Consider the following 22,021-nt stretch of genomic DNA (forward strand, 5'->3'; position numbering starts at 1 on the left):
TCAGCCTGCCGCGCGCGCGGGATGCGCCGCGGCGCCGAAATTGTTCGGGTGGTGACAGCGAAAGACCGGGTCGATGCCGGCAGGGTTCGGATCGACCTCGGCGCACAGCGCGTCGGCCTTGGGGCAGCGCGGATGGAAGGCGCAGCCGGAGGGCGGATTGACCGGGCTGGGGAACTCGGCCTCGAGCCCGAGTTCGGGCAGTCGGGCGCCGGCGCGCGGCGGCAGCACCGCCTTCAAGAGGGCATCGCTATAGGGATGGCAGGGCCGCTCGAAGATGGCGTCGGCGTCGCCGCGCTCGACGATCTGGCCGAGATACATCACCGCCACCTCGTCGGCGAGGTGGTGCACCACGGCCAGGTTGTGGCTGATCAGGATCATCGTCAGGTTCAGTTCCTGCTTCAGCCGGTGCAGCAGATTGAGGATCTGGCTCTGCACCGAGACGTCGAGGGCCGAGGTCGGCTCGTCGCAGATCAGGATTTCAGGCTCGCCGATCAGCGCCCGGGCGATCGCGACGCGCTGGCGCTGGCCGCCGGAGAGCTGGCTGGGATAGGCCTCGACCAGATGCCGCGGCAGTCCCACCTCGCCCGCCATTTCGTGGACGCGCGCGCGCCGCGAGGCAGCCGTCCCCTCGCCGCGCACCTTCAGCGGCGCGCCGATGATCGCCTCGACGGACATGCGCGGATTGAGCGAGGAATAGGGATCCTGGAACACCGGCTGGATCAGCCGGGCCCGAGCCAGACGCTCATAGTCCTGGATCGGCCGGCCGGAGACCAGCACGGTCCCCGCGGTCGGGTCCTCGATGCCGAGGAGGATGCGGGCGAGCGTGCTCTTGCCGCAGCCCGATTCCCCGACGAGGCCGAGCGTGCGGCCGCGGTCGACGCTGAGATCGATGCCGCGCAGGGCCCGCAGGGTTGCCTTCTTGCGGAAGGCGCCGCCGACGGCATAGTCGCGCGTGACGCCGCGCATGCTGAGAACGGTCTCGGTCATGAGCTTGCCTCCGACTGCCGTGTCCAGGCTTCGGGATCGCGTCCGCTGCCGTCGGCCGGCAGGACGCAGCGCATCAGATGGCCGCCGCCGGCATCGCGCAGCGCGATCGGCCCTTCGGCGCAGGGCGCATGGGCATAGGGACAGCGCTCCAGGAAGCCGCAGCGCGTCAGGTCGCCGGTCTGGCGCGGCACGACGCCCGGAATGAAACCCAGCGTCTCGCCGCGCCGGGTCTCGCCCGGCACCGGGATCGAGCGCATCAGGCCCTCGGTATAGGGGTGCAGCGGGCGGGCAAGCACCTCGTCGCAGGTCCCCGCCTCGACGACCTCGCCGCCATACATCACGACGATGCGGTCGGCCATGCCGGCAACCACGCCGAGATCGTGGGTGATCAGGATCAGGCCGATGCCGGTCTCGCGCTGGATGTCGCGCAACAGCCGCAGGATTTGGGCCTGGATGGTCACGTCGAGAGCCGTGGTGGGCTCGTCCGCGATGATCAGTTCGGGCTCGCACAGCAGCGCCATGGCGATCATCACGCGCTGGCGCAGGCCGCCGGAAAGCTGGTGCGGATACTGGGTCAGCCGCTCCTCGGGCGACGGAATGCCGACCTTGCGCAGGAGCTCCAGCGAGCGCTCGCGGGCGGCGCTGCGCGAGACCTTGCGGTGCTGCCTCAGGATCTCGGCCATCTGGTCGCCGATCCGGTAGCAGGGATCGAGGGCCGTCATCGGATCCTGGAAGATCATGGCGATGCGGTCGCCGCGCAGCTTGCGCCAGCGCCGCGGCGAGGCCTCGCTCAGGGATTCGCCGTTGAGGTCGATGCGCTCGGAGGTCAGCTTCGCCTGGCGCGGCAGGAGGCCCATGATGGCCAGCGCCGTCAGGCTCTTGCCGCAGCCGGATTCCCCGACGATGGCAACGGTCTCGCCCTTGGCGACGCTGATGTCGATGCCGCGGACAGGGCGCAGCACGGTGTCGCGGACGGGGATCTCGACTTTGAGGCCGGTCACTTCGAGGATGGGGGCGGTCATGCTCATGCCTTGCCCTCCGGCGTGGTGACATCGCGCAGGGCATCCCCGACGAGATTGATCGCGAAGATCAGCAGCACCAGCGCGGCACCCGGCACGGCGATCATCCAGGGGCGGAACAGGAGCTGGCTCTTGGCTTCGGCCACCATCAGCCCCCAGGACACGTTCGGCGGCTGGACGCCGAGGCCGAGGAAGGACAGCGCTGCCTCCAGGAGGATGGCGTGGGCCAGCTCGATCGAGGCGACGACGATCAGCGGCCCCATGATGTTGGGCAGGATCTCCCGGATCAGGATGCGGCTGGTGGAGCTGCCGATGGTGCGTGCCGAGGTGATGTATTCGCGCGAGGCCAGCTGCTGGGTGGCGCTGCGCATGACGATAGCGAAGCGATCCCAGAGCAGAAGCCCGATCACCATGACCAGCAGCGACAAAGAGCTGCCGACCAGCGCCACGACGACCAGCGCGACGAGGACGACCGGCAGCGTCAGGCGGATGGTGATGATGAAATTGACCACCAGATCGACCCAGCCGCCCCAGTAGCCGGCGGCGACGCCCATGGCGGTGCCGATGGTGCCGGAGATGAGAATGGTCAGGAAGCCGATCATCAGCGAGATGCGGGCGCCGAAGAGGAGCCGCGTGAGGTAGTCGCGGCCGAGCCCGTCGGTGCCCAGCGGATGCGCCCAGCTGCCGCCCTCGGCCCAGACCGGCGCGACGAAGCGTTGGCCGAGATCCTGGATCGACGGATCGTAGGGCGTCAGCCACGGCGCGAACATGGCGGCCAGGAAGATGACGAGGATGATCAGCCCGCCGACCCAGAAGCTGCCATGCCGGAGGGCGCGGCCGACGGCCACGCGGGTCGGCGAGACCGCGATCTGGAGAGGCGGAGCGTGGGTGACTGGGGGCATGGAACTCACGAGATGCGGATCCGCGGATCGAGGGCCGCGTTGAGGAGGTCGGCGACGAGGGTCAGGATCGCGTAGGCGACGGCGATCAGCAGCAGGATCGCCTGGATCACCTCGATGTCGGCGCGCTGGATGGACTCCCAGGCGAGATGGCCGATGCCCTTGAGGGAAAAGATCGTCTCGATGACGATCGAGCCGCCCAGCATGAAGCCGAGCTGGACCGCGGCGAGCGAGACCACCGGCACAATGGCGTGGCGCAGGCCATGGCGCACCACGACCCGCCAGGGCGTCAGGCCATAGGCGCGGGCCGTGCGCACATGGTCGGCCTGCATGACGTCGAGCATGCCGGAGCGGGTCAGGCGCATGATCGCCGGGGTGGCGTAATAGCCGAGCGCCACCGAGGGCATGATGAAATGCGCCCAGGTGGAATCGCCGGAGATCGGCAGCCAGCGCAGATAGACGCCGAAGAGATACATCAGGCCGAGCGCGAAGAGGAAGGACGGCAGCGCCTGGCCAGCGACCGCCAGCCACAGCGAGATGCGGTCGATCATTGTGTTGGGGCGCAGCGCCGCCAGGACGCCGAGCGGAATGGAGAGCGCCAGCGCGAAGGTCAGCGCCAGGACGCCCAGTGTTGCAGTGACCGGCACGTGCTCGGCCAGGACATCCACAACGTCCATGCGCAGGTAATAGGAGCGGCCGAAATCGCCCTGCAGGAGACGGCCGATCCAGTCGAGATATTGCAGGATCAGCGGGCGGTCGAAGCCGAAGAGTTCACGCACCGCCGCGATGTCGCTGGCCGAAGCCCCCTCGCCGGCCATCGCCGCCGCGGGATCGCCGGACATGTGGACGAGCAGGAAGGCGATCACCGAGGTGACAGCCACCACGAGAAACGTCACCAGCAGGCGTTTGAGAATGAAGAAGAGCATTGAGCCTCGGGTCGGTGGCCGGGGAGCCTGACGCTCCCCGGCGGACGCTGGTTATTTCCACTTGGCGAGATAGAAATGCGCCATCTCGTCGGGGGTCACCGGATAGTCCAGGTCCTTGTTGAAGGCGTAGGTCCGGCCATAGATGAAGAGCGGGATGTAATAGGCTTCATCCGCGATCTTCTTGAGCGCCTTGGAGTAGAGCGCCTTGCGGGCCTCGGTATCCGTGGTCGTCTCGGCTTCCGTCAGCCAGTCGCGCACTTCCTCGTCGCGGGCGTAGTCGTCCGGCCCGAACTGGAAGTAGTAGCCGGTCGAGGCCGAGGCATCGAGCATGCCGTTGGAGCCGAAGGTCAGATGCGCGATCTGGGTCTCGTCGCCGGCGATCAGCGGACGCAGGGCCCGCCACTGCAGGAACTGCAGGTCACCCTTGATGCCGACGGCGCGCAGATAGTTCAGCACCGCTTCCGAATAGGGCCGGTCGCGATAGGCGTGGAACGGAACCTCGAAGCCATCGGGGTAGCCCGCCTCGGCCAGCAGCGCCTTGGCCTTCTCCGGATCGTAGGGGTACTGGGTGACATCGGTCTCGCAGCCGAACTGCACCGACACGCACATGGATTTCTGCACCGTCGAGCCTTCGCCGACGAGGTTCTCGGTGATCGCCTCGCGGTCGATGGCATGGGCGATGGCCTGACGCACGCGGATGTCGGTCATCGGCGTCTCGCCGGTGCGGCCGGCGGCGTCCAGCGCCAGGAACGACATGCGCATGGTCGGCGCCGAGACGACGGTGAGGTTGTCCATGTCATTGAGCATGCCGGCATTCTCGGGCGGCACGCCCCAGATCCAGTCGACGCCGCCGGTGACGACCTCGGCGATCTGGGTCTCGGGGTCCTTGATGGTCCGGTAGATGATCTTGCCGATGGACGGCTTGCCCTTCGGGCTGCCCTCGAAATAATCCGGGTTGAGCTCCAGGGTCAGCGACTGGCCGGCCTGGTAGTCGGTCAGCTTGTAGGGCCCGGTGCAGACCGGGTTGACGGCGCCCCAGTCGCGGCGCGTCGTGCCGTCGGCACCCGGCACTTCCGGCGCGCTGTCGTAATGGCCGGCCGGATAGATCGGCGAGGTGCCGGACAGATATTCGAAGGCCGCCGGCGTCGGCGCCTTGGCATGGATGCGGACCTTGTGGTCGTCCACCACCTCGACATTGTCGATCCAGTCGACGATCACGCGGATCTTCATGTCGCTGTCGGGCGCCGCGACATGGTTCAGCGTGTCGGCCACGTCCTGGGCGTCGAAATCGGTGCCGTCGTGGAACTTGACGCCTTCGCGCAGGTCCATCTCCAGCGTCTTGTCGTCGACCCATTCCCAGCTCGTCGCCAGCAGCGGCTGGTACTCGTTGGTCTCCGGGTCGCGGTGGATCAGGCTGTCGCACTGGGCGTAGGCGGTGATCAGCGCCTCGCGCTGGTTGCCGTAATAGAGGTCGGGGGTATCCATCTCGGTGGATGTCGCCCAGACGAAGGTGTCGTTGTCTTTGCCGGCCAAGGCCGGCGAGGCCGCGAGCGTCATCGCGCAGGCGGCCATCAGGGTATTTCTCAGCGTCTTCATCGTGCTTCCCTCTCCTGGTTTCCTCATCGCGGCTGGCTCGCCGTCATCGGCAGTTCGACCAGCGACCCGCCGGTTCCGCCTCGAACGATCGTCAAAAGGGGCGGTCGCCCGTGCGGCAGCTGCACGTAATGATCGCAGTCCGCACCGGCGATCGAAAGGCGGATGCAGCTTCCGGCGCCGAACGTCCACGACGTCGGCAGCAGCGCGAAGCGCATCCGCGCCGGCTTGCCGGGCACCATCGGTACGGCGCTGGCCCGGCTGAAATCGCGATAGGGCCACGACCAGTCCTGATCGGCCGGCGCCGGCATCTCGTGCCGGTGCAGGGCCCGCAGCACCCCCTCGGTGACGTAGCGAACGGTGCCGTCGGCCTCGACCTCCGACAGATAGACGTGAATCACCGCGTCGCCCTCGCTGGACGCGATGGACAGGTCGACCACCGGATGGCCGGACATGCGCGCGGCGGCTTCGAGCGGCGCGCTGGTATAGGACTGCATCGCCGCGTCGCGGCCCTGCCAGTCGGCGTAATAATCGGTGGTGTTGAGGGCGGCGAGGCGCTCATGGCGCGTGTCGTTGCCGGTGCCGACGGTATAGTCCACCTGGTAGGCGTCCTCGCCGGCAACGCCCCTTGCGGAGGCCAGACGACCGCCCTCGTCCAGATGCAGGACCTGCCGCTGTTGATGCGGCGGCCATGCGTCGGCGGCCTGCCAGACTTCCTCGTGCATGGAGAAATAGTGGATCGGCGCCTCGTCCTTCAGCCCGGTGTCGAGGCCCATCAGATATTCGTCGAAGAACCGCAGCACTCCGGCCAGGACGTCGAAGTCCGGAGCGGTGTGATCCCGCCAGGGCGACACATTGGTGCGGGCGCCATGGTCCCACGGACCCAATAGCAGATGCTGCCGGCGATTGGGGAGCGACCGATAGCGGGCGATGGCGCCATTGGCGAAGCCGGCCCCGTCCATCCAGCCCGAAATCGAGTAGATCGCCACGTCCGGCGCGATGTCGGCGGCGTAATGGTAGGGGCTGAAGCAGTGCGCCCCGAAGGACGGATCGTAGGGCAGCCGGTCGTCGGCGAAGGGAAACTCGCCGATGAAGTCCGGCATGTGGAAATTGCCGAGATGTTCGCGCACCGCTGCACGGCAGAGCGTGCCGTCGCCGTCCTCGTCCACCGGCTGCGGACCGGCAAAGTCCGGATTGTCGAAATAGGGCTGGTTCGCCAGCACGTCGCGGCGGTCATGGTCGAGCCCGACCATGATGTCGTCGTAGCTCGCCGCCAGTTTGTTCAAGAGCACGCCACCCGGATAGAGGTGATCGACCCAGGTGTTCCAGACCGCGAAGAGCGGCGCGATCGCCTTCACCGCCGGATGGCCGGTACTGGCGAGGAAACAGGCGGCCGCGCCGAGATAGGAAATACCGGTCGAGCCGATGGTGCCGTCCGACCAGGGCTGGGCGACGATCCAGTCGGCGATCTCGCGGAAATCCTCGCGCTCGGCTGGGGAGCGGAAACTGTCGCGGGTGCCGAAGCTGGCGCCGGTGCCGCGCACGTCGACCACCACCACCGCATAGCCGCGCGGCACGAAGGCATCGCGGTAGCGCGCCGCGTTGGGGCTGGGCTCGGTGTCGGCGGAGGCCCCGTCCCGCAGCGCGAACCGGCGGTAATAGGGCGTCAGGATCAGGATGGTGGGAATGCGGTCCGGCCGTTCCGGCCCTTCCGGCAGGTAGATGTCGGCGGCGATCCGGCAGCCATCGCGCATCTCGATGTAGCAGGAGGCCGGCCGGGCCGGCAGCGCGAACTGCGCGGGGCGCTCGTCCCGATAGCGCGACGGCGGCTTTCGCCAGGCGTCACCTTTCGTATCGCTATCAGACATCGGAACTCCGTACGCGCCTCTCAGGGTGGTCAGCGTACGGGGCCTGTGCCATGCGTCAATTTCGATCTTCGCAAGATCTCATGCGCAAAGCGAATGGAGTGAACCGGTGAATCTGAAGGGTCTGGAAGCCTTGCGCGCCTTCATGGAGGGCGGTTCGCTGAACGGGGCCGCCGAACGTCTGCACCGCACGCAGCCGCAGGTCAGCCGGCTTCTGGCCGCGCTGGAGGACGAGGTCGGCTTCGCGCTGTTCACTCGCACGAAGCGCCGGCTGGTGCCAACCACCGAGGCGCGCGAATTCTACAGCCATGTGGAGCACGCGCTCTACAGCCTCGACGAAGCCATGCACGCGGCGCAGCGGGTCAAGGCGCGCCAGCGCCGGCATGTGCGCATCCTGACCGCCCCGAACATCACCGGCGCGCTTCTGGGGGATGCCATCGCGACGATGACGGCGGAAGACCCCGGCTTCACCGCCGCCATCGATTCGCGTTCGCGTCTCGACATCGAGAAATGGCTCGGCCGCGAGCAGTTCGATCTGGGCATCACCGTCCTGCCGATGGACAATGACGCCATCGACATCGAGCCGATCGCCTCGATCCGCGCCGTCGCCGTCATGCGCCACGATCACCCGCTGGCCGGGCGCCGCCGGATCCACGCCGAGGATCTGCGCGACCTGCCGCTGATCGCCAACGCGCCGCGTACCGTCATGCGGCAATCCCTGGACGCCGCGTTTCGCAAGATCGACGCCACGCCGACGATCCGGCTGGAAACACCGAACGGCATCGTCGCCTGCGAACTCGCCGGTCTCGGCGTCGGCGTCGCCGTCGCCGACGGCTTCGTCGCCCGCTCGAGCCTCAAGCCCGGCATGGTGATCCGCCCGTTCGAGCCGGCAATCGAACTGCATTACGTGTTCATCCTGCCGAAATGGCAGGCCCGCACGCCGACGATCAACCGGCTGACCTCGCTCGTGCGGTCCGCAGCGATCGAGGAAGCCGCGCTGGCCAACCAGCAATGGCTCGAATCCGAAGATAAGCCGGCCTGACGTTCATGCGCGGGGCGCAAGCTCACTTGTGTTTTTGGCATTTGACGCGGGAGCGCCCGGTGGCGAGGCTTCGCGCGAAGTCGAGGAGGAGATCTGCCCGTGAGTCGTGACGCCGCCATCGCCCTTGCCCAGGAATCGTTCGATTCCGGTCGTTTCCGCGCCGAACTCGCACGCCGCGTGGCCATGCCGACCGAGAGCCAGAACCCCGAGCGGCGGGCGGAACTGCTGCGCTATCTCGAAGAGGAGATGACCCCGGCGCTGGAGAAGCTCGGCTTCACCACCGAGATCGTCACCGACGACAGCGCGCCGGGCCCGTTCCTGATCGCCGAGCGGATTGAAGACCCGGCGCTGCCGACCGTCTTTGGCTACGGCCATGGCGACGTCATCCGCGGTCTCGATGCCGAATGGGAAGACGGCCTGTCGCCCTGGTCGGTGACCGATCGCGGCGATCGCTGGTACGGCCGCGGCGTCGTCGACAACAAGGGCCAGCACGGCATCAATCTCGCCGCGCTGGAAGCGGTGCTGGAAACCCGCGGCCGCCTCGGCTTCAACGCCAAATATCTGATCGAAATGGGCGAGGAAGTCGGCTCGCCCGGCCTGCATGCGGTTTGCGACACATATCGCGACCGGCTGAAAGCCGACGTCCTGATCGCGTCCGATGGTCCGCGCCTGACGGCCGACCGGCCCACAATCTTTCTCGGCTCACGCGGCGGCGTGAATTTCGACATCTGGATCGACGCCCGCGAGGGCGGCCGGCATTCGGGCAATTGGGGCGGCCTCCTCTCCAACCCGGCGGTGCAGCTCTCCCACGCCATCGCCAGCCTGGTGGGGCCGACCGGCCAGATCCGCATTCGCGAGATGGTGCCGACCCATGTGCCGGATGCGGTACGCCGGGTGCTGGCCGATTGCGACATCACCGCCGGCGAGGAAGGCAAGATCATCGAGCGGGACTGGGGCGAGCCGGGCCTGACGCCGTCGGAGCGGGTCTTCGGCTGGTGCGCCCTGGAAGTCCTGGCTTTCGAGGCCGGCAATCCGAAGACGCCGGTCAATGCCATCCCGCCGCGAGCCTGGGCCCGGATGCAGCTGCGCTACGTCGTCGGCATCGATCCGCAGGCGGTGATGCCGGCGATCCGCCGCCATCTCGACCGGCAGGGCCTCGGCATGGTGCAGATCGGCCTGACCAGCGACGGCATCTTCAAGGCGACGCGCCTCGATCCCGACGACGCCTGGGTCGGCTGGGCAGTGGATTCCATCGCCAAGACGACCGGCGCCAGGCCGGCGATCCTGCCCAATCTCGGCGGCTCGCTGCCCAACGACGCCTTCTCCGAAGTCCTGGGCATGCGCACCATCTGGGTGCCGCATTCCTATCCGGGCTGTTCCCAGCATGCGCCCAACGAGCATGTGCCCACCGGCATCGTGCGCGAGGGCCTGGCGATGATGGCCGGTCTCTATTGGGACCTCGGCGAGAACGCACCCGCCGTCGAACGGTAGGACGTCACGAAAGAGGGCCGGGAGCCTGCTGCCCGGCCCTGCCTCCTTCGCATGTCAGCGCGGATACGGGGCGCTCAGCCCCATTTGGTCAGCGAAGCGGCCAGTTCGGGATGGTCCCGCGCCTTGTTGGCCAGCGACAGGCCCTCGGCCGCCGCGTCCCAGGCCTGGCGGATGGCGCGCACGCCGGCGGCCGGCCCCATCGGATGGCCATGGATGCCGCCACCGCCGAGATACATCAGGTCGAGCGTGCGGCCGGTGCGCTCATAGGTCTCGACCGCCTGCCCGCCCCACTGGCCCGAACAGACGACGGGCAGCGGCCGGTCGGCCTCGGAGAAGATCGGCGTCATGCAGTCTTCGAAGGAGCGCACGAAGCTCTCGTCCGGCTCCCAGTATTTCGCCTGGATGCCGTTGATCTGGAACTGGTCGACGCCGAGCAGCCGCCAGATCTTCTGATAGGCCCGGAATTCCAGACCCAGCCCCGGATGGCGGGTCAGGATGTCCCAGCCATTACGGTGGGCATGCAGGCACAGCGCCGAGCGCTTGCGCAGGAAGCTCATGCCGCCATAGCCGATGGAGTTGATGTTGACGACGGCGGCGTTGCCGCCGGCCTCGACCACGCGGTCATGGTTGCGCATCATCGTGTCGGGATCGGCCGACGAAATGCCGAAGGCGTACATCACCCGCTTGCCGGTCTTCTGCTCGTGATCCCGGATCACCGGCATGATGGCCGCGATGCGCTGCTCGAGCGGCGAATAGGCCGGGCTCATCAGCTTCTCGTCGTCCTTGATGAAATCGACGCCGGCGGCGCAGAGATCGGCGACGACCGCGGCGGTCTCGTCCGGCAGAAGCCCCAGCGACGGCTTGATGATCGAGGCGATCATCGGTCCCGCCTCCACGCCCATCAGCCGGCGCGAGCCGGCGATGCCGAATTGCGGCCCGGGATGGCACGCCCAGGCCTGCGGCAGGTCGATGTCCATCACGCGGATGCCGGTGACGCCCTTGACCGCGAAGACGCCGCCGATGGTGATCGTCATCAGCGCGGCGATGTCGGTGCCGACGGCCTCCAGCGGATAGGCAATGGTGACGTCGGCGCGGTGATACGGGCCCTGCCCTGCCGGATCGGGAATCGACGGGACGGCCAGCGGCTCGAGCGGCGTGACCTGCTCGACGCGGGCGGCGCAGCGGGCGCGCACGGCCTCGGTCTCTGTCGGCAGTTCGGTGAAGGTGCCGGTCGACTGGTCCGACGCGATCTTGGCGGCCATCGCCTCGACGTCGCCGGCGCATTCGATGCGATAGGTCACCCTGATCATGTCGTCCGCCATCGCATTATCCTTCTTGTCGCACGCCATCTCAAATACTCATCATACCTGTTGACATAGTAATGACGATCTCTCAAGCTTCGGGCCGATCTAGGGAGGAGGGCATCCGCACCGGGTGCCACGAATGATCGGGAGGAGCCTTTCATGCTGTTGAACCGTCGTATTCTCATTTCCGCGCTGGCTGGCGCTGCCAGCCTGATCGCGATGCCGGCATTCGCCCAGGACAAGGGCCTGATTGCCATCATCACGCCGAGCCATGACAACCCGTTCTTCAAGGCCGAGGCCGTCGGCGCCGAAAAGCGCGCCCAGGAACTCGGCTACGAGACCCTCGTCCTCGTCCATGACGACGACCCGAACAAGCAGTCGGAAATGTACGACACGGCGATCGCGCGCGGCGCCAAGGCGATCATTCTCGACAATGCCGGCGCCGACGCCTCCGTCGCGCCCGTACGCCGTGCCAAGGAAGCCGGCATCCCGTCCTTCCTGATCGACCGCGAGATCAAGGAAAGCGGCATCGCCGTCAGCCAGATCGTCTCCAACAATTACCAGGGCGCGCAGCTCGGTGCCGAGAAGTTCGTCGAGCTGATGGGCGAGGCAGGCAATTACGTCGAGCTGCTCGGCCGCGAAGCCGACACCAATGCCGGCATCCGGTCCTCGGGCTATCACGACATCATCGACCAGTATCCGGACATGAAGATGGTGGCGCAGCAGTCCGCCAACTGGTCGCAGACCGAAGCCTACGAGAAGATGGAGACCATCCTCCAGGCCAATCCGGACATCCAGGGCGTCATCTCCGGCAACGACACCATGGCGATGGGCGCCTGGGCTGCGCTGGAAGCGGCCGGCCGCACCGACGTCATCCTCGTCGGCTTCGACGGTTCCAACGACGTGCGCGACTCGATCAAGAAGGGCGGCATCAAGGCCACCGTGCTGCAGCCGGCCTATCGCCAGGCCCAGCTCGCCGTCGAGCAGGCCGACCAGTACCTGACCACGGGCTCCACCGGCCAGCCGGAGAAGCAGCTCATGGACTGCGTGCTGATCGACGAGAGCAACGCCGACAAGCTCGAGACCTTCGCGCTCGCCGACTGACGCTACTCGTCTCCCAAGACACGCTCGTGCCTGGCCATCGTGCCAGGCACATCACCGTTCAGGGGCAGGCCTGCCATGCGCAACAGAACCATCCGCACCACCATTCTCGCCGCCTCGGTCCTCTGCCTCTGCGGCTTCACCATCGTCTGGGAATCCGAGAAGACCGCCGGTGAAGGCGCCGCGGTCGCCGCGACCGACGAGACCCGCATGGCGGCCTATGCCGAAGAGGCATGGGAGCCGAAGGTCATGCCGGAGATCGCCAGCCACGTCGTGCCGCTGACCGATCTGCGCGCCGCCATGGCCAGCGATCCCGACGCCGCCGGCGAACAATACGGCTTTCCCCGCGACGGCGAGACCAGCCCGTGGAACTTCGCCGTCTCCGGCGAGGGCAAGATCGTCGAAGCCAAGCTGAAGAGCCGCGCGGCCAAGCTGCAGGTCGACACCGACGGCGACGGCAAGGGCGACGTCACGGTCCAGCTCGGACCGATCATCCGCGGCACGGCGCTGCGCGACGCCATGCCGTTCATCGTCTTCACCGATTTCCGCGACCAGATCGAATTCGCCAAGCTCGCCAATGCGCTGAACGCCGTCGCCCATTCGCGGCTGACGCTTCCCGAGGGCGACGTGGTCGGCCAGACCGCCCGTTTCGAGGGCGTCATCGCGCTGAAGGGCAACGCGCAATCGGTCGAGCTGGTCCCGACCCAGCTCCAGATCGGAGAGTGAGATGGCCGACGCTGCCCATCCGATCGGCCTGTCGATCCGCAACGGCCTGAAGGTCTATCCGGGCACGGTCGCCCTCAAGGACGTCGATTTCGACCTCTATATGGGCGCCGTGAACGTGCTGGTCGGCGAGAACGGCGCCGGCAAGTCGACGATGATGAAGGTCATCGCCGGCGTCGAGCAGCTGACCCAGGGCACCATCCTGATGGACGGCGAGGAACGGGTGTTCCGCTCGACCGACGAGGCCGCTCGCCACGGCATCGGCATCGTCTTCCAGGAGCTCAACCTCTTCCCCAACCTGTCGGTCAGCGACAACATCTTCATCGCGCGCGAAAAGACCCGTGCCGGCGTCGACATCGACATGGCCGCGCAGCGCGAGGAAACCCGCCGCCTCCTGCGCCGGCTGGAGCACGACATCGACCCCGACACGCTGGTCGGCGACCTCAAGGTCGGCCAGCAGCAGATCGTCGAGATCGCCAAGAGCCTGGCGCAGAACGCCCGCATCCTGATCCTCGACGAGCCGACCTCGGCGCTGTCGGCCTCCGAGGTGGAGATCCTGTTCCGGGTCATCGCCGATCTGAAGGCCAACGGCGTCGGTATCGTCTACATCTCGCACCGGCTGGAAGAGCTGATCCGCGTCGGCGACTACATCACGGTCCTTCGCGACGGCGCCATCACCGGCGCCCGCTCGATGGACGGCGTCGACGTGCCCTGGATCGTGCGCAACATGATCGGCGAGGCCTCGAAGGATTTCGCCAAGGAGGTCGAGCACGATTACGGCGCCGAGATCTTCCGGGCCGAGCATATCTCGCTGCCCAACAAGAGCGGCGGACTGGCCGTGGACGACGTCTCCTTCTCGCTGCGCGAGGGCGAGATCCTCGGCGTCTACGGCCTGATGGGCGCCGGGCGCTCGGAACTGCTCGAATGCATCATCGGGCAGCAGCGCGACTATGCCGGCTCCTTCTTCATGCGCGGCGAGCACCTGGCCAAGCGCGGCGTCTCCGACCGGATTGCCCGCGGCCTCGCCCTCATTCCCGAGGACCGCAAGCAGGACGGGCTCGTGCAGATCCTGTCGATCCGCGAGAACATGACGCTGTCCAGCCTCGGCGCCTTCACCCGCGGCATCCACATGTCGCTGAAGCGCGAGGCCGAGACCGTCGCCGACTTCATCCGCCGCATGACCATCAAGATCGCCTCCCCCGAGCACGAGGTCTCCTCGCTGTCGGGCGGCAACCAGCAGAAGGTCGTCATCTCCAAGGCGCTGATGACCGACCCGAAGATCCTGCTCATGGACGAGCCGTCCCGCGGCATCGACATCGGCGCCAAGGCCGAGGTGTTCCGCGTCATGCGCAAGCTGGCCGCCGACGGCCTCGGCATCGTCTTCGTCACCTCGGACCTCGAAGAGGTGATGTCGCTGTCCGACCGGATCCTGGTGATGTCGAACGGCCGGGTGACCGGCGAGTTCAGCAAGGACGAGGCGACCGAAACGGCGCTCGTCGAGGCTTCGGCAATGGGGCACGCCCCCGACCACGCACCCAGTTCCGCCTTCAAGGAGGCCTCGTGATGACCGCCCAGACCGCCACCGCCGTTCCCCGCCGGGAGATGGACAGCACCTCGATGCTGCTCGTCATCCTGAAGGCGCGCACCTTCATCGCGCTGATCCTCGTCTTCGTCTTCTTCGCCTTCGCCGCGCCGAACTTCCTGTCGACGGCGAACATGGTCATCATGTCGAAGCACGTCGCGCTCAACGCCTTCCTCGCCATCGGCATGACCTTCGTCATCGTCTCCGGCGGCATCGACCTGTCGGTGGGCTCGATCGTCGGCCTGTGCGGCATGGTCGCCGGCTGGCTGATCCTCAACGGCATCGATCTGGGGCTTGGCTGGTCGATCCAGTTCAACACGATCGAGATCTGCCTCCTGGTCATCGTCGTCGGCGTGGCCGTCGGGGCGATCAACGGGTTCCTCATAACCAAGCTCAACGTCGCGCCCTTCATCGCGACGCTGGGCACGCTCTATGTCGCCCGCGGTGCCGCCATGCTGTCCTCGGACGGCCGGACCTTCCCCAACCTCAACGGCAACGCCGAATACGGCTCGGACACCTTCCGGATGATCGGCGCCGGCGACTTCCTCGGCATTCCGATCTCCATCTGGATGCTGATCGCGGTGGGCTGCGTCGCCGCCTATATCGCCAAGCGCACGCCGCTCGGCCGCTACATCTATGCCGTCGGCGGCAACGAGAAGGCCGCGGCCCTGTCCGGCGTGAAGGTCAACCGGGTCAAGTATTTCGTCTACATGTTCTCGGGCTTCTGCGCCGCGCTGGTGGGCATCATCATCGCCTCGCAGCTCGTCGCCGCCCATCCGGCCACCGGTGACACCTTCGAGCTCAACGCCATCGCCGCGGCGGTGCTCGGCGGCACGTCCATGTCGGGCGGGCGCGGCAAGATCGGCGGCACCATCATCGGCGCCTTCGTCATCGGCGTCCTGTCGGACGGCCTCGTGATGATGGGCGTCTCGGCCTTCTGGCAGACCGTGATCAAGGGTCTCGTCATCATCGCCGCCGTGGTCATCGACCAGGCCCAGCAGCGCGTCCAGAGCCGCGTCGCCCTGCAGGCCCAGGCGGCCCTCGGCAAGTAAGGAGAGTACCCCATGAAAGGCGCATTGATCGGCTGCGGCTTCTTTGCACAGAACCAGCTGCATGCCTGGCGCGACATCGACGGCGCGGAGATCGTGGCGCTCTGCGACCGCGATCCCGAGCGGCTCGCCGCCACCGCCGAGACCTTCGGCATCGCCCGCACCTATACCGACGCGGCGGCAATGTTCGCGGCCGAGGAGTTGGACTTCGTCGACATCGCGACGACCGTCCAGAGCCACCGGCCGCTGGTCGAGATGGCTGCCGGCGCCGGCTGCCACGTCATCTGCCAGAAGCCCTTCGCCGAGACGATGGACGACGCCCGCGCCATGGTGGCCGCCGTCGAGGCCGCCGGCCGCACGCTGATGGTGCACGAGAACTTCCGCTGGCAGTCGGCCGTGCGCAAGGCCATCGAGACCGTACGCAGCGGCGCGATCGGCACGCCCTTCTTCGGCCGCGTCGCCTTCCGTTCGGGCTACGACGTCTATTCCGGCCAGCCCTATCTGGCCGAAGGCGAGCGCTTCATCATCGAGGATCTGGGCATCCACATCCTCGACATCTCGCGGGCGCTGTTCGGTGATGTCGAGCGTATCGCGGCGACCACGAAGCGGGTCAATCCGAAGATCAAGGGCGAGGACGTGGCCACCATGCTGCTCGCCCACGAAGGCGGCGTGACCTCCGTCGTCGACTGCTCCTATGCCACCCGCCGCACGCCGGAGACCTTTCCGCAGTCGCTGCTGGAGATCGACGGCACCGAGGGCACGCTGCGGCTCGACGCCGGCTACAGCCTGGTTGTCCAGACCGGTGGCGACGAGACCGTGACCGACGTGTCGCCGCCCGTCCTGCCCTGGGCCGAGCGTCCCTGGCATAACATCCAGGAGAGCGTGCGGATCATCCAGCAGCATTTCGTCGCCTGCATCGACGCCGGCACCCAGCCGGAAACCTCGGGCGCCGACAATCTGAAGACCCTGGCGCTGGTCCAGGCCGCCTACCGCTCGGCCGAGACCGGCGAGACGGTGAGGCTGTCCGACATATGAGCGATCCGGTCGAACTCTACGGCACGGACCAGCCGCTCGAAACGGCGCGTTCCGTCGAGCTCGGCCCCGTCGCCTTCGCCTTTCGCAACGGCGCGATCTCCCACCTGACCGTGGGAGGCCGCGAACTCCTGCGGCAGGTGGCGTTCCTCGCCCGCGACCGCGACTGGGGCACGCTGTTTCCCGAGATGGGTCCGGTACGCGAGAGCCGCGAGGGCGATGCGCTGGTGCTCCGCTGCGCCCTCGCCTTCACCAACCCGCCGGGACGGCTCGATGTGAACCTGACCATCCGCGTCCGGCCGGACGGGCTGGACTTCGAGGCGGTCGGCAAGGCGAGCGGCCGGTTCGAAACCAACCGCACCGGCTTCACGGTCCTCCACCCGATCACCGGCCAGGCCGGGGCACCCGTCACCGTCACCCATACCGACGGACAGGTCGAGGAGGGCCATTTCCCGCAGCGCATCGCGCCGTGGCAGCCCTTCATGGACATGGCCGGCATCACCCATCGGGTCGCGAGCAAGGAGTGCCGCTGCCGTTTCGAGGGCGATGCCTTCGAGATGGAGGATCAGCGCCAGTGGGGCGACGCCTCCTTCAAGACCTACAACCGGCCGATCGCCCTGCCCTGGCCCTACGACATCGCCGATGGCGAGGAACTGCGCCAGGCCGTGCGCCTGACATGGTCGGGCGTCCCGGCAGCCGCGCCGAAGACCGCCGCACCGCCGGCCGCCGGAACGACGTTCCCGCAGACGGCCATTCTTGTTACCGCCGACCATGCCCGTCGGGCCGTTACCAGTCTCGGCGATCTCGACGCGGTCCGGCCGCAGCGCCTGCTCTGCCATGTCGACGCCAGCCTCGGCGATGTCGCCGGGCAGTTCGTCGCCCACGCCGCCCTTCAGGCCGCCGCGCCCTCCCATGGTTTCGACCTGGAGATGATCGCCGATTTCGGCGGCGATGCGGATGTCGATCCGGACCCGATCCTCGCCGGCTATGCCGACGCCATGCGCGCTGCGGGCTTTGCGCCGGACAGCGTCATGGTCTGCCCGTCGGTCGACCGGCAATCGACGCCGCCCGGATCGGCCTGGCCGCCCTGCCCGCCGCTCGACGCGATCCATGCCGCCGCACGCCGCCGGTTCGACGTGCCCCTGATGGGCGGCGGCATGGCGAGCTTCTTTCCCGAGCTGAACCGCAAGCGCCCGCCGGTGGAGATGCTCGACTTCGTCGTTCATTCGCTGTGCCCGATCGTCCACGACGCCGGCGACCGCGCCGTGATGGAGACGCTCGAGGCCGTCGCCCACATCACCGCCTCGGCGCGGGCGATCATCGGCGATCGCGACTACCGCATCGGCCCGTCGACCATCGCGATGCGGCAGAACCCTTATGGCGCCCGCACCATTCCGAACCCGGATCGCCGCCGCGTCGCCATGGCCGACGACGATCCGCGCCATGCCGGCCGATTTGCCGCCGCCTATGCGGTGGGGCTCGCCACCGCGCTGGCCCCGGCGGGGATCTCGGTCTGGACGCCAGCCGAACTCTATGGACCGCGCGGCCTCTTCGCGCCGGACGGCAGCCGCCTGCCCCTGACCGAAGCGATCGCGGCGCTGGCGGCATGCGCCGGGATGGCGGTGGTGGCGAGCGAAGTGGACACACAACGCGCCCATCTTGCCCTGTCGGGCGCCGTGTTCGACGCAAACCTCACATTAGAACCCTTCGAAGACTTGCCACCTTTTGGTTGGAAGGTAAGAGACGACGTCGGCGCAACGCTGCGGCAGGGCGGCGCGACGAGATCGAAGAGGTAAAGCGGTGTTCCAGCTCGATTCAGGCCAGGAGGGCGAAAAGATCGTCCGGCGCAAGCTCTCGGATCAGGTGCTGGACAAATTGCGCCACATGATCCGGTCGCGCGAATTGCGCGCCGGCGACTACATGCCCTCCGAGCGCGCCCTGATGGAGCGCTTCGGCGTCGGCCGACCGGCGGTGCGCGAAGCGCTGCAATCGCTGCACAATGCCGGTCTGATCACCATCAGCCATGGCGAGCGCAGCCGGGTCAACGAGATCACTGCCGGCACGGTTCTCGACCAGACCGACGAGATTGCCCGCCTGCTGCTCAACGCGGTGCCGTCGAACCTGGAGCATCTGAAACAGGCGCGGCGCATGTTCGAGCTCGGCATCGTCCGAGTGGCCGCCGAGAACGCCACCGACGCCGATGTCGCAGAACTGCGCGAACTGGTGCAGCGCCAGCGCTCGCTCCTCGGTGGCGACCCGGTGCCGTTCATCGAGGTCGACATGGCGTTCCACACGCGCATCGCCGACATCGTCGCCAACCCGATCATCTCGGCCGTCTCGGTCGCCATGCTGCGCTGGCTGTTCCAGTACCACACCTCGCTGCTGCACTGGTCGAACAACGAGGAGATCACCCTGACCGAGCACGACTGCATCGTCGACGTGATCGCCGCGCACGATCCCGACAAGGCGGTGGAGACCATGCGCGGCCATCTCAACCGGTCGCTCGACTTCTACAGCTTCGGCGACGGCGGGACGCCGCCGCGCTGATCGCCCGGGCCCGGTGACTGGGGTTCAGCCGCGCGGGCCGCCGCCGTCCCTGATCCAGCCGAAGAAATCCTCCGAGCCCATCTGGCCGCCCTTCAGGGCAATCTGCAGCCCGTCATGGGCGCCCTTGCCATAGGCGGTGGACAGCGACGCGCCCGGAATCGTCGGCGCGCAGGCGACCAGCGCGTCGAGACCCAGTTGCCGCATGCCGTGACCCGACGTGTCGCCGCCCGAGATGACGGCGCGGCGGATCCCGGTCTCGCTCAGCGTCCGGTCGAGGATCCGGCCGAGGGCCTCACCGATGCGCCGGTTGGCGATCTCGATGGTCAGGCCGCTCTGCGAAACCGTCGACCGGAAGGCCGCGACCGCCTTGTCCTGGTTGCCGAGCGCCGAATGGACCAGCGGGCTGGCGCCATCTGCGGCCGCCTCGCAGGCCGCCGCGACGAGCCGGTCTTCCTCCGCCGCAAGGTCCGCCGGCGAACCGCAGACGCGCGTCGCGTCGAAGGGCAGCAGCGCAAAACCGTTGGCGGCGGCCCAGGTGAGCTGCGCGCCGGTCATCGGCGACACCGATCCCGAGATCACGGCGATCCGGTCGACGCGCCCGGCGCTGCCGGCCGGTTCGGCCGGGGCGATCAGGCCGATCTCCAGCCAGTGGCGCAGCAGCGCGAATTCGATGCCCTGGCTGCCGACCACGAAGCCGAGCCGGTCGCGGTTTTCCCACAGAAGCCGGCCTGCCGCCGTCTCGCTCGCCGGCTCCATCGAATCGATCGACAGGAGCCGCGCACCGTCGCGCAGGGCCGCCTCCAGCCGCGGCTGCGGGCCGGACCACAGTGCCTCCAGGTCGATCAGCGCCGAGGGCAGCGACGTCTGCTCGGCCAGATGCTTCAGGAGATCGGCCTCGTGCATCGGCGTGACCGGATGGTCCGACATCACCGGATGCCGGTCGAGCCGGTAGACGCCGTCGAAGGTGCCGGCGAAGAGATGGCCGAAGGCCTGGTAGCGGCGCATCTGCGGCGCGGCGGTCAGGATCGGCACCGCGTCGGCCGGACGAATGGCGAGGCCGAGATCGATCGCCTTGCCGATATTGCCGGTCTGCGGCGAGGAATCGAAGGTCGAGCAGACCTTGTAGTGCAGCAGCGGCGCGCCGAGATCGTGCAGGAACTGCAGCGGCGCCGGCATGTGCTCCGCCATCCACTCCGGGCCGTGGCTGCGCGCGGTGGACGCGATGCCGATCGCCCGGCAGGCGCTGAAGCGGGCAAGCAGTTCGGCGTCCGGCACGTCGCTGAACAGAACGGTCGGCACGCCCGCGAAGGCCAGCGCTTCCATCACGGCGGCCGATCCGGTGAAGTCGTCGCCGTACCACGTCACCCAAGGCGTGACGGGCTCTGTCTCTTGCATGAAGCTACCTCGAAGGCCCGTGGCGGGCGTTGACATTTCGGTCCTATTATTATCTCATCATACCAGTTTAGGAAAGGTCCCGTCGGACCTCGGAGGAGTGTAGGCAATGACCACTGTGGCGCTGTTCGGCGCAGGCGGCAAAATGGGTGTCCGTCTTTCCCGCAATCTGGCGAAATCGGATTTCGACGTCCGCCATATCGAGGTCGACCCGAAGGGCCAGGAGCGCCTGAAGGATGCGATCGGCGTCGATTGCGTCGACCAGGAGACCGGACTGGACGGCGCCGACGTGGTGATCCTCGCCGTACCGGACACGGTGATCGGCAAGGTCGCGTCACTGGTGGTTCCGAAGGTCGCGCCGGGCACCATCGTCGTCGTGCTCGATGCCGCGGCGCCCTTCGCCGGCCATCTCCCGGAGCGGGCCGACATCACCTATTTCGTCACCCATCCCTGCCATCCGCCGATCTTCCACAACGAAGAGACCGAGGCCGGCCGCAAGGACCATTTCGGCGGCGTCGCGGCCCAGCAGGGCGTCGTCAACGCGCTGATGCAGGGCCCGCAGGAGCATTACGAGATCGGCGACAAGGTCGCCCGCGCCATCTACGCGCCGGTGGCCCGCACCTACCAGGTGACCGTCGAGCAGATGGCCTATCTGGAGCCGGGCCTGTCGGAGACGGTCTGCGCCTCGCTGCTGGTGGTCATGCGCGAAGCCATGGACGAAGTGGTCAAGAAGGGCGTGCCGCATGATTGCGCCCGCGACTTCCTGCTCGGCCACATGAACATCCTCGGCGCGGTGATCTTCGACGAGGTCGACGGCGTGTTCTCCGACGCCTGCAACAAGGCCATCGAATTCGGCAAGCCGATGCTGATGCGCGACGACTGGAAGCGCGTCTTCGACCGCGACGAGATCGCCGCAAGCATCCAGCGCATCACCTGAGGCACGACGCTTCATCGACCTGACAGGAAACGGGCGCGTCGCAGGACGCGCCCGTTTCGTTTGTGATCGACGCTGCCCGCGCTTCGTCTGCCGTCTAGCCCGGCGGCATCTCGGCAAAGCTCTTCAGGCCCGGACCGACCCGGTCCCATTGCTGGGCGCGGGCCGCATAGGTCACCATGCCCGGATGGAAGCAGCTCGGGTCGTCGAGACTGCCGACATGGATCGCGATCATTTCGGGCATCGCCTCGAACGTCACGAAAACAGGCGAGCCGCAGATCGGGCAGAAGGCGTTGTGCTTGACGTTGCCGCTGTCACCGGCGACCGGCCAGGACTTCAGCTCACCCTGGACGATCAGGTCCTCGCGCCGGTCAAGAACCACGTAGGACGCATGGCCGGTGCCGCTGCGCTGCTGGCATTGGCGGCACTGGCAATGAAGCGCGGCGATCGGTACGCCGGCCTTTTCGTAGCGGATCGCGCCACAGGCGCATCCGCCGGTATAGGCTTCAGACATCTTCCGTATCCTCGAAAAGCG

At 67.5% G+C, this 22,021-nt stretch carries 19 protein-coding genes; 10 read left to right on the plus strand and 9 right to left on the minus strand.

Annotated elements, in window-relative coordinates; genetic code table 11:
• Genes J3367_RS11495 through J3367_RS11520 form a run of 6 tightly spaced genes read right to left on the minus strand, consistent with a single transcriptional unit; the run spans position 1 to position 7,292 of the window.
• Positions 1 to 987: an ABC transporter ATP-binding protein gene (locus J3367_RS11495; RefSeq protein WP_035694797.1), complete on the minus strand. Its 987-nt coding sequence runs from the start codon at positions 985 to 987 to the stop codon at positions 1 to 3.
• Positions 984 to 2,015, minus strand: a complete 1,032-nt coding sequence (locus J3367_RS11500) for an ABC transporter ATP-binding protein (RefSeq protein ID WP_421461118.1) — start codon at positions 2,013 to 2,015, stop codon at positions 984 to 986. Before J3367_RS11500 ends, J3367_RS11495 begins: the two co-directional genes overlap by 4 nt.
• On the minus strand, positions 2,012 to 2,908 hold the full coding sequence (locus J3367_RS11505; protein WP_024350220.1) for an ABC transporter permease: 897 nt from the start codon (positions 2,906 to 2,908) through the stop codon (positions 2,012 to 2,014). The genes J3367_RS11500 and J3367_RS11505 overlap by 4 nt, the downstream gene beginning before the upstream one ends.
• Positions 2,909 to 2,913: 5 nt before the next feature.
• Positions 2,914 to 3,831 carry an ABC transporter permease gene (locus J3367_RS11510; protein ID WP_024350219.1) on the minus strand — a complete coding sequence of 306 codons (918 nt, stop codon included), beginning with the start codon at positions 3,829 to 3,831 and terminating at the stop codon, positions 2,914 to 2,916.
• Between the two features lie 51 nt (positions 3,832 to 3,882).
• Positions 3,883 to 5,427: an ABC transporter substrate-binding protein gene (locus J3367_RS11515; protein WP_024350218.1), complete on the minus strand. Its 1,545-nt coding sequence runs from the start codon at positions 5,425 to 5,427 to the stop codon at positions 3,883 to 3,885.
• A 23-nt stretch (positions 5,428 to 5,450) separates the two neighbouring features.
• Positions 5,451 to 7,292, minus strand: coding sequence for a CocE/NonD family hydrolase (locus tag J3367_RS11520; RefSeq protein ID WP_024350217.1), 1,842 nt, complete (start codon positions 7,290 to 7,292; stop codon positions 5,451 to 5,453).
• A 106-nt stretch (positions 7,293 to 7,398) separates the two neighbouring features.
• On the opposite strand from J3367_RS11520, the gene J3367_RS11525 reads away from it, so the two are divergent.
• Entirely contained in the window at positions 7,399 to 8,331 is a 933-nt protein-coding gene (locus J3367_RS11525) for a LysR family transcriptional regulator (protein ID WP_024350216.1), read from the plus strand.
• Positions 8,332 to 8,430: 99 nt separating this feature from the next.
• Complete coding sequence (locus tag J3367_RS11530; RefSeq protein ID WP_024350215.1) at positions 8,431 to 9,822, plus strand: M20 family metallopeptidase; 1,392 nt, start codon at positions 8,431 to 8,433, stop codon at positions 9,820 to 9,822.
• Between the two features lie 74 nt (positions 9,823 to 9,896).
• Here the strand turns inward: J3367_RS11530 and oiaX are convergent, their stop codons facing one another.
• Positions 9,897 to 11,144 (minus strand): 3-oxo-isoapionate-4-phosphate decarboxylase OiaX, encoded by a 1,248-nt coding sequence (gene oiaX / locus J3367_RS11535; RefSeq protein ID WP_029702964.1) that lies wholly within the window; start codon positions 11,142 to 11,144, stop codon positions 9,897 to 9,899.
• Between the two features lie 141 nt (positions 11,145 to 11,285).
• On the opposite strand from oiaX, the gene J3367_RS11540 reads away from it, so the two are divergent.
• From J3367_RS11540 to nanR, 7 genes are all read left to right on the plus strand, one after another.
• Positions 11,286 to 12,230, plus strand: coding sequence for a D-ribose ABC transporter substrate-binding protein (locus tag J3367_RS11540; RefSeq protein WP_024350213.1), 945 nt, complete (start codon positions 11,286 to 11,288; stop codon positions 12,228 to 12,230).
• A gap of 75 nt (positions 12,231 to 12,305) precedes the next feature.
• A complete protein-coding gene (locus tag J3367_RS11545; protein ID WP_024350212.1) occupies positions 12,306 to 12,953 on the plus strand; it encodes a DUF2291 family protein in 648 nt (215 codons plus the stop codon).
• A gap of 1 nt (position 12,954) precedes the next feature.
• Complete coding sequence (locus J3367_RS11550; RefSeq protein ID WP_024350211.1) at positions 12,955 to 14,514, plus strand: sugar ABC transporter ATP-binding protein; 1,560 nt, start codon at positions 12,955 to 12,957, stop codon at positions 14,512 to 14,514.
• Positions 14,514 to 15,584, plus strand: a complete 1,071-nt coding sequence (locus J3367_RS11555) for an ABC transporter permease (protein ID WP_024350210.1) — start codon at positions 14,514 to 14,516, stop codon at positions 15,582 to 15,584. The genes J3367_RS11550 and J3367_RS11555 overlap by 1 nt, the downstream gene beginning before the upstream one ends.
• 12 nt (positions 15,585 to 15,596) lie before the next feature.
• Positions 15,597 to 16,616 (plus strand): Gfo/Idh/MocA family protein, encoded by a 1,020-nt coding sequence (locus tag J3367_RS11560; RefSeq protein ID WP_421461125.1) that lies wholly within the window; start codon positions 15,597 to 15,599, stop codon positions 16,614 to 16,616.
• Positions 16,613 to 18,409, plus strand: a complete 1,797-nt coding sequence (locus J3367_RS11565; RefSeq protein ID WP_024350208.1) for a hypothetical protein — start codon at positions 16,613 to 16,615, stop codon at positions 18,407 to 18,409. The genes J3367_RS11560 and J3367_RS11565 overlap by 4 nt, the downstream gene beginning before the upstream one ends.
• 4 nt (positions 18,410 to 18,413) lie before the next feature.
• The gene (gene nanR / locus J3367_RS11570; RefSeq protein ID WP_421461128.1) at positions 18,414 to 19,160 is read left to right on the plus strand and encodes a transcriptional regulator NanR; all 747 of its coding nucleotides are present in this window, start codon (positions 18,414 to 18,416) and stop codon (positions 19,158 to 19,160) included.
• A gap of 24 nt (positions 19,161 to 19,184) precedes the next feature.
• Here the strand turns inward: nanR and J3367_RS11575 are convergent, their stop codons facing one another.
• Positions 19,185 to 20,555, minus strand: a complete 1,371-nt coding sequence (locus J3367_RS11575; protein ID WP_024350206.1) for a four-carbon acid sugar kinase family protein — start codon at positions 20,553 to 20,555, stop codon at positions 19,185 to 19,187.
• A 106-nt stretch (positions 20,556 to 20,661) separates the two neighbouring features.
• On the opposite strand from J3367_RS11575, the gene J3367_RS11580 reads away from it, so the two are divergent.
• Positions 20,662 to 21,489: a phosphogluconate dehydrogenase C-terminal domain-containing protein gene (locus tag J3367_RS11580; protein ID WP_024350205.1), complete on the plus strand. Its 828-nt coding sequence runs from the start codon at positions 20,662 to 20,664 to the stop codon at positions 21,487 to 21,489.
• A 94-nt stretch (positions 21,490 to 21,583) separates the two neighbouring features.
• On the opposite strand, the gene J3367_RS11585 is transcribed toward J3367_RS11580, so the two are convergent.
• A complete protein-coding gene (locus J3367_RS11585) occupies positions 21,584 to 22,000 on the minus strand; it encodes a GFA family protein (protein ID WP_024350204.1) in 417 nt (138 codons plus the stop codon).
• Positions 22,001 to 22,021: the final 21 nt, after the last annotated feature.

Source organism: Aurantimonas sp. NFXS3 (assembly GCF_049132005.1).
Lineage (GTDB): Bacteria > Pseudomonadota > Alphaproteobacteria > Rhizobiales > Rhizobiaceae > Aurantimonas > Aurantimonas coralicida.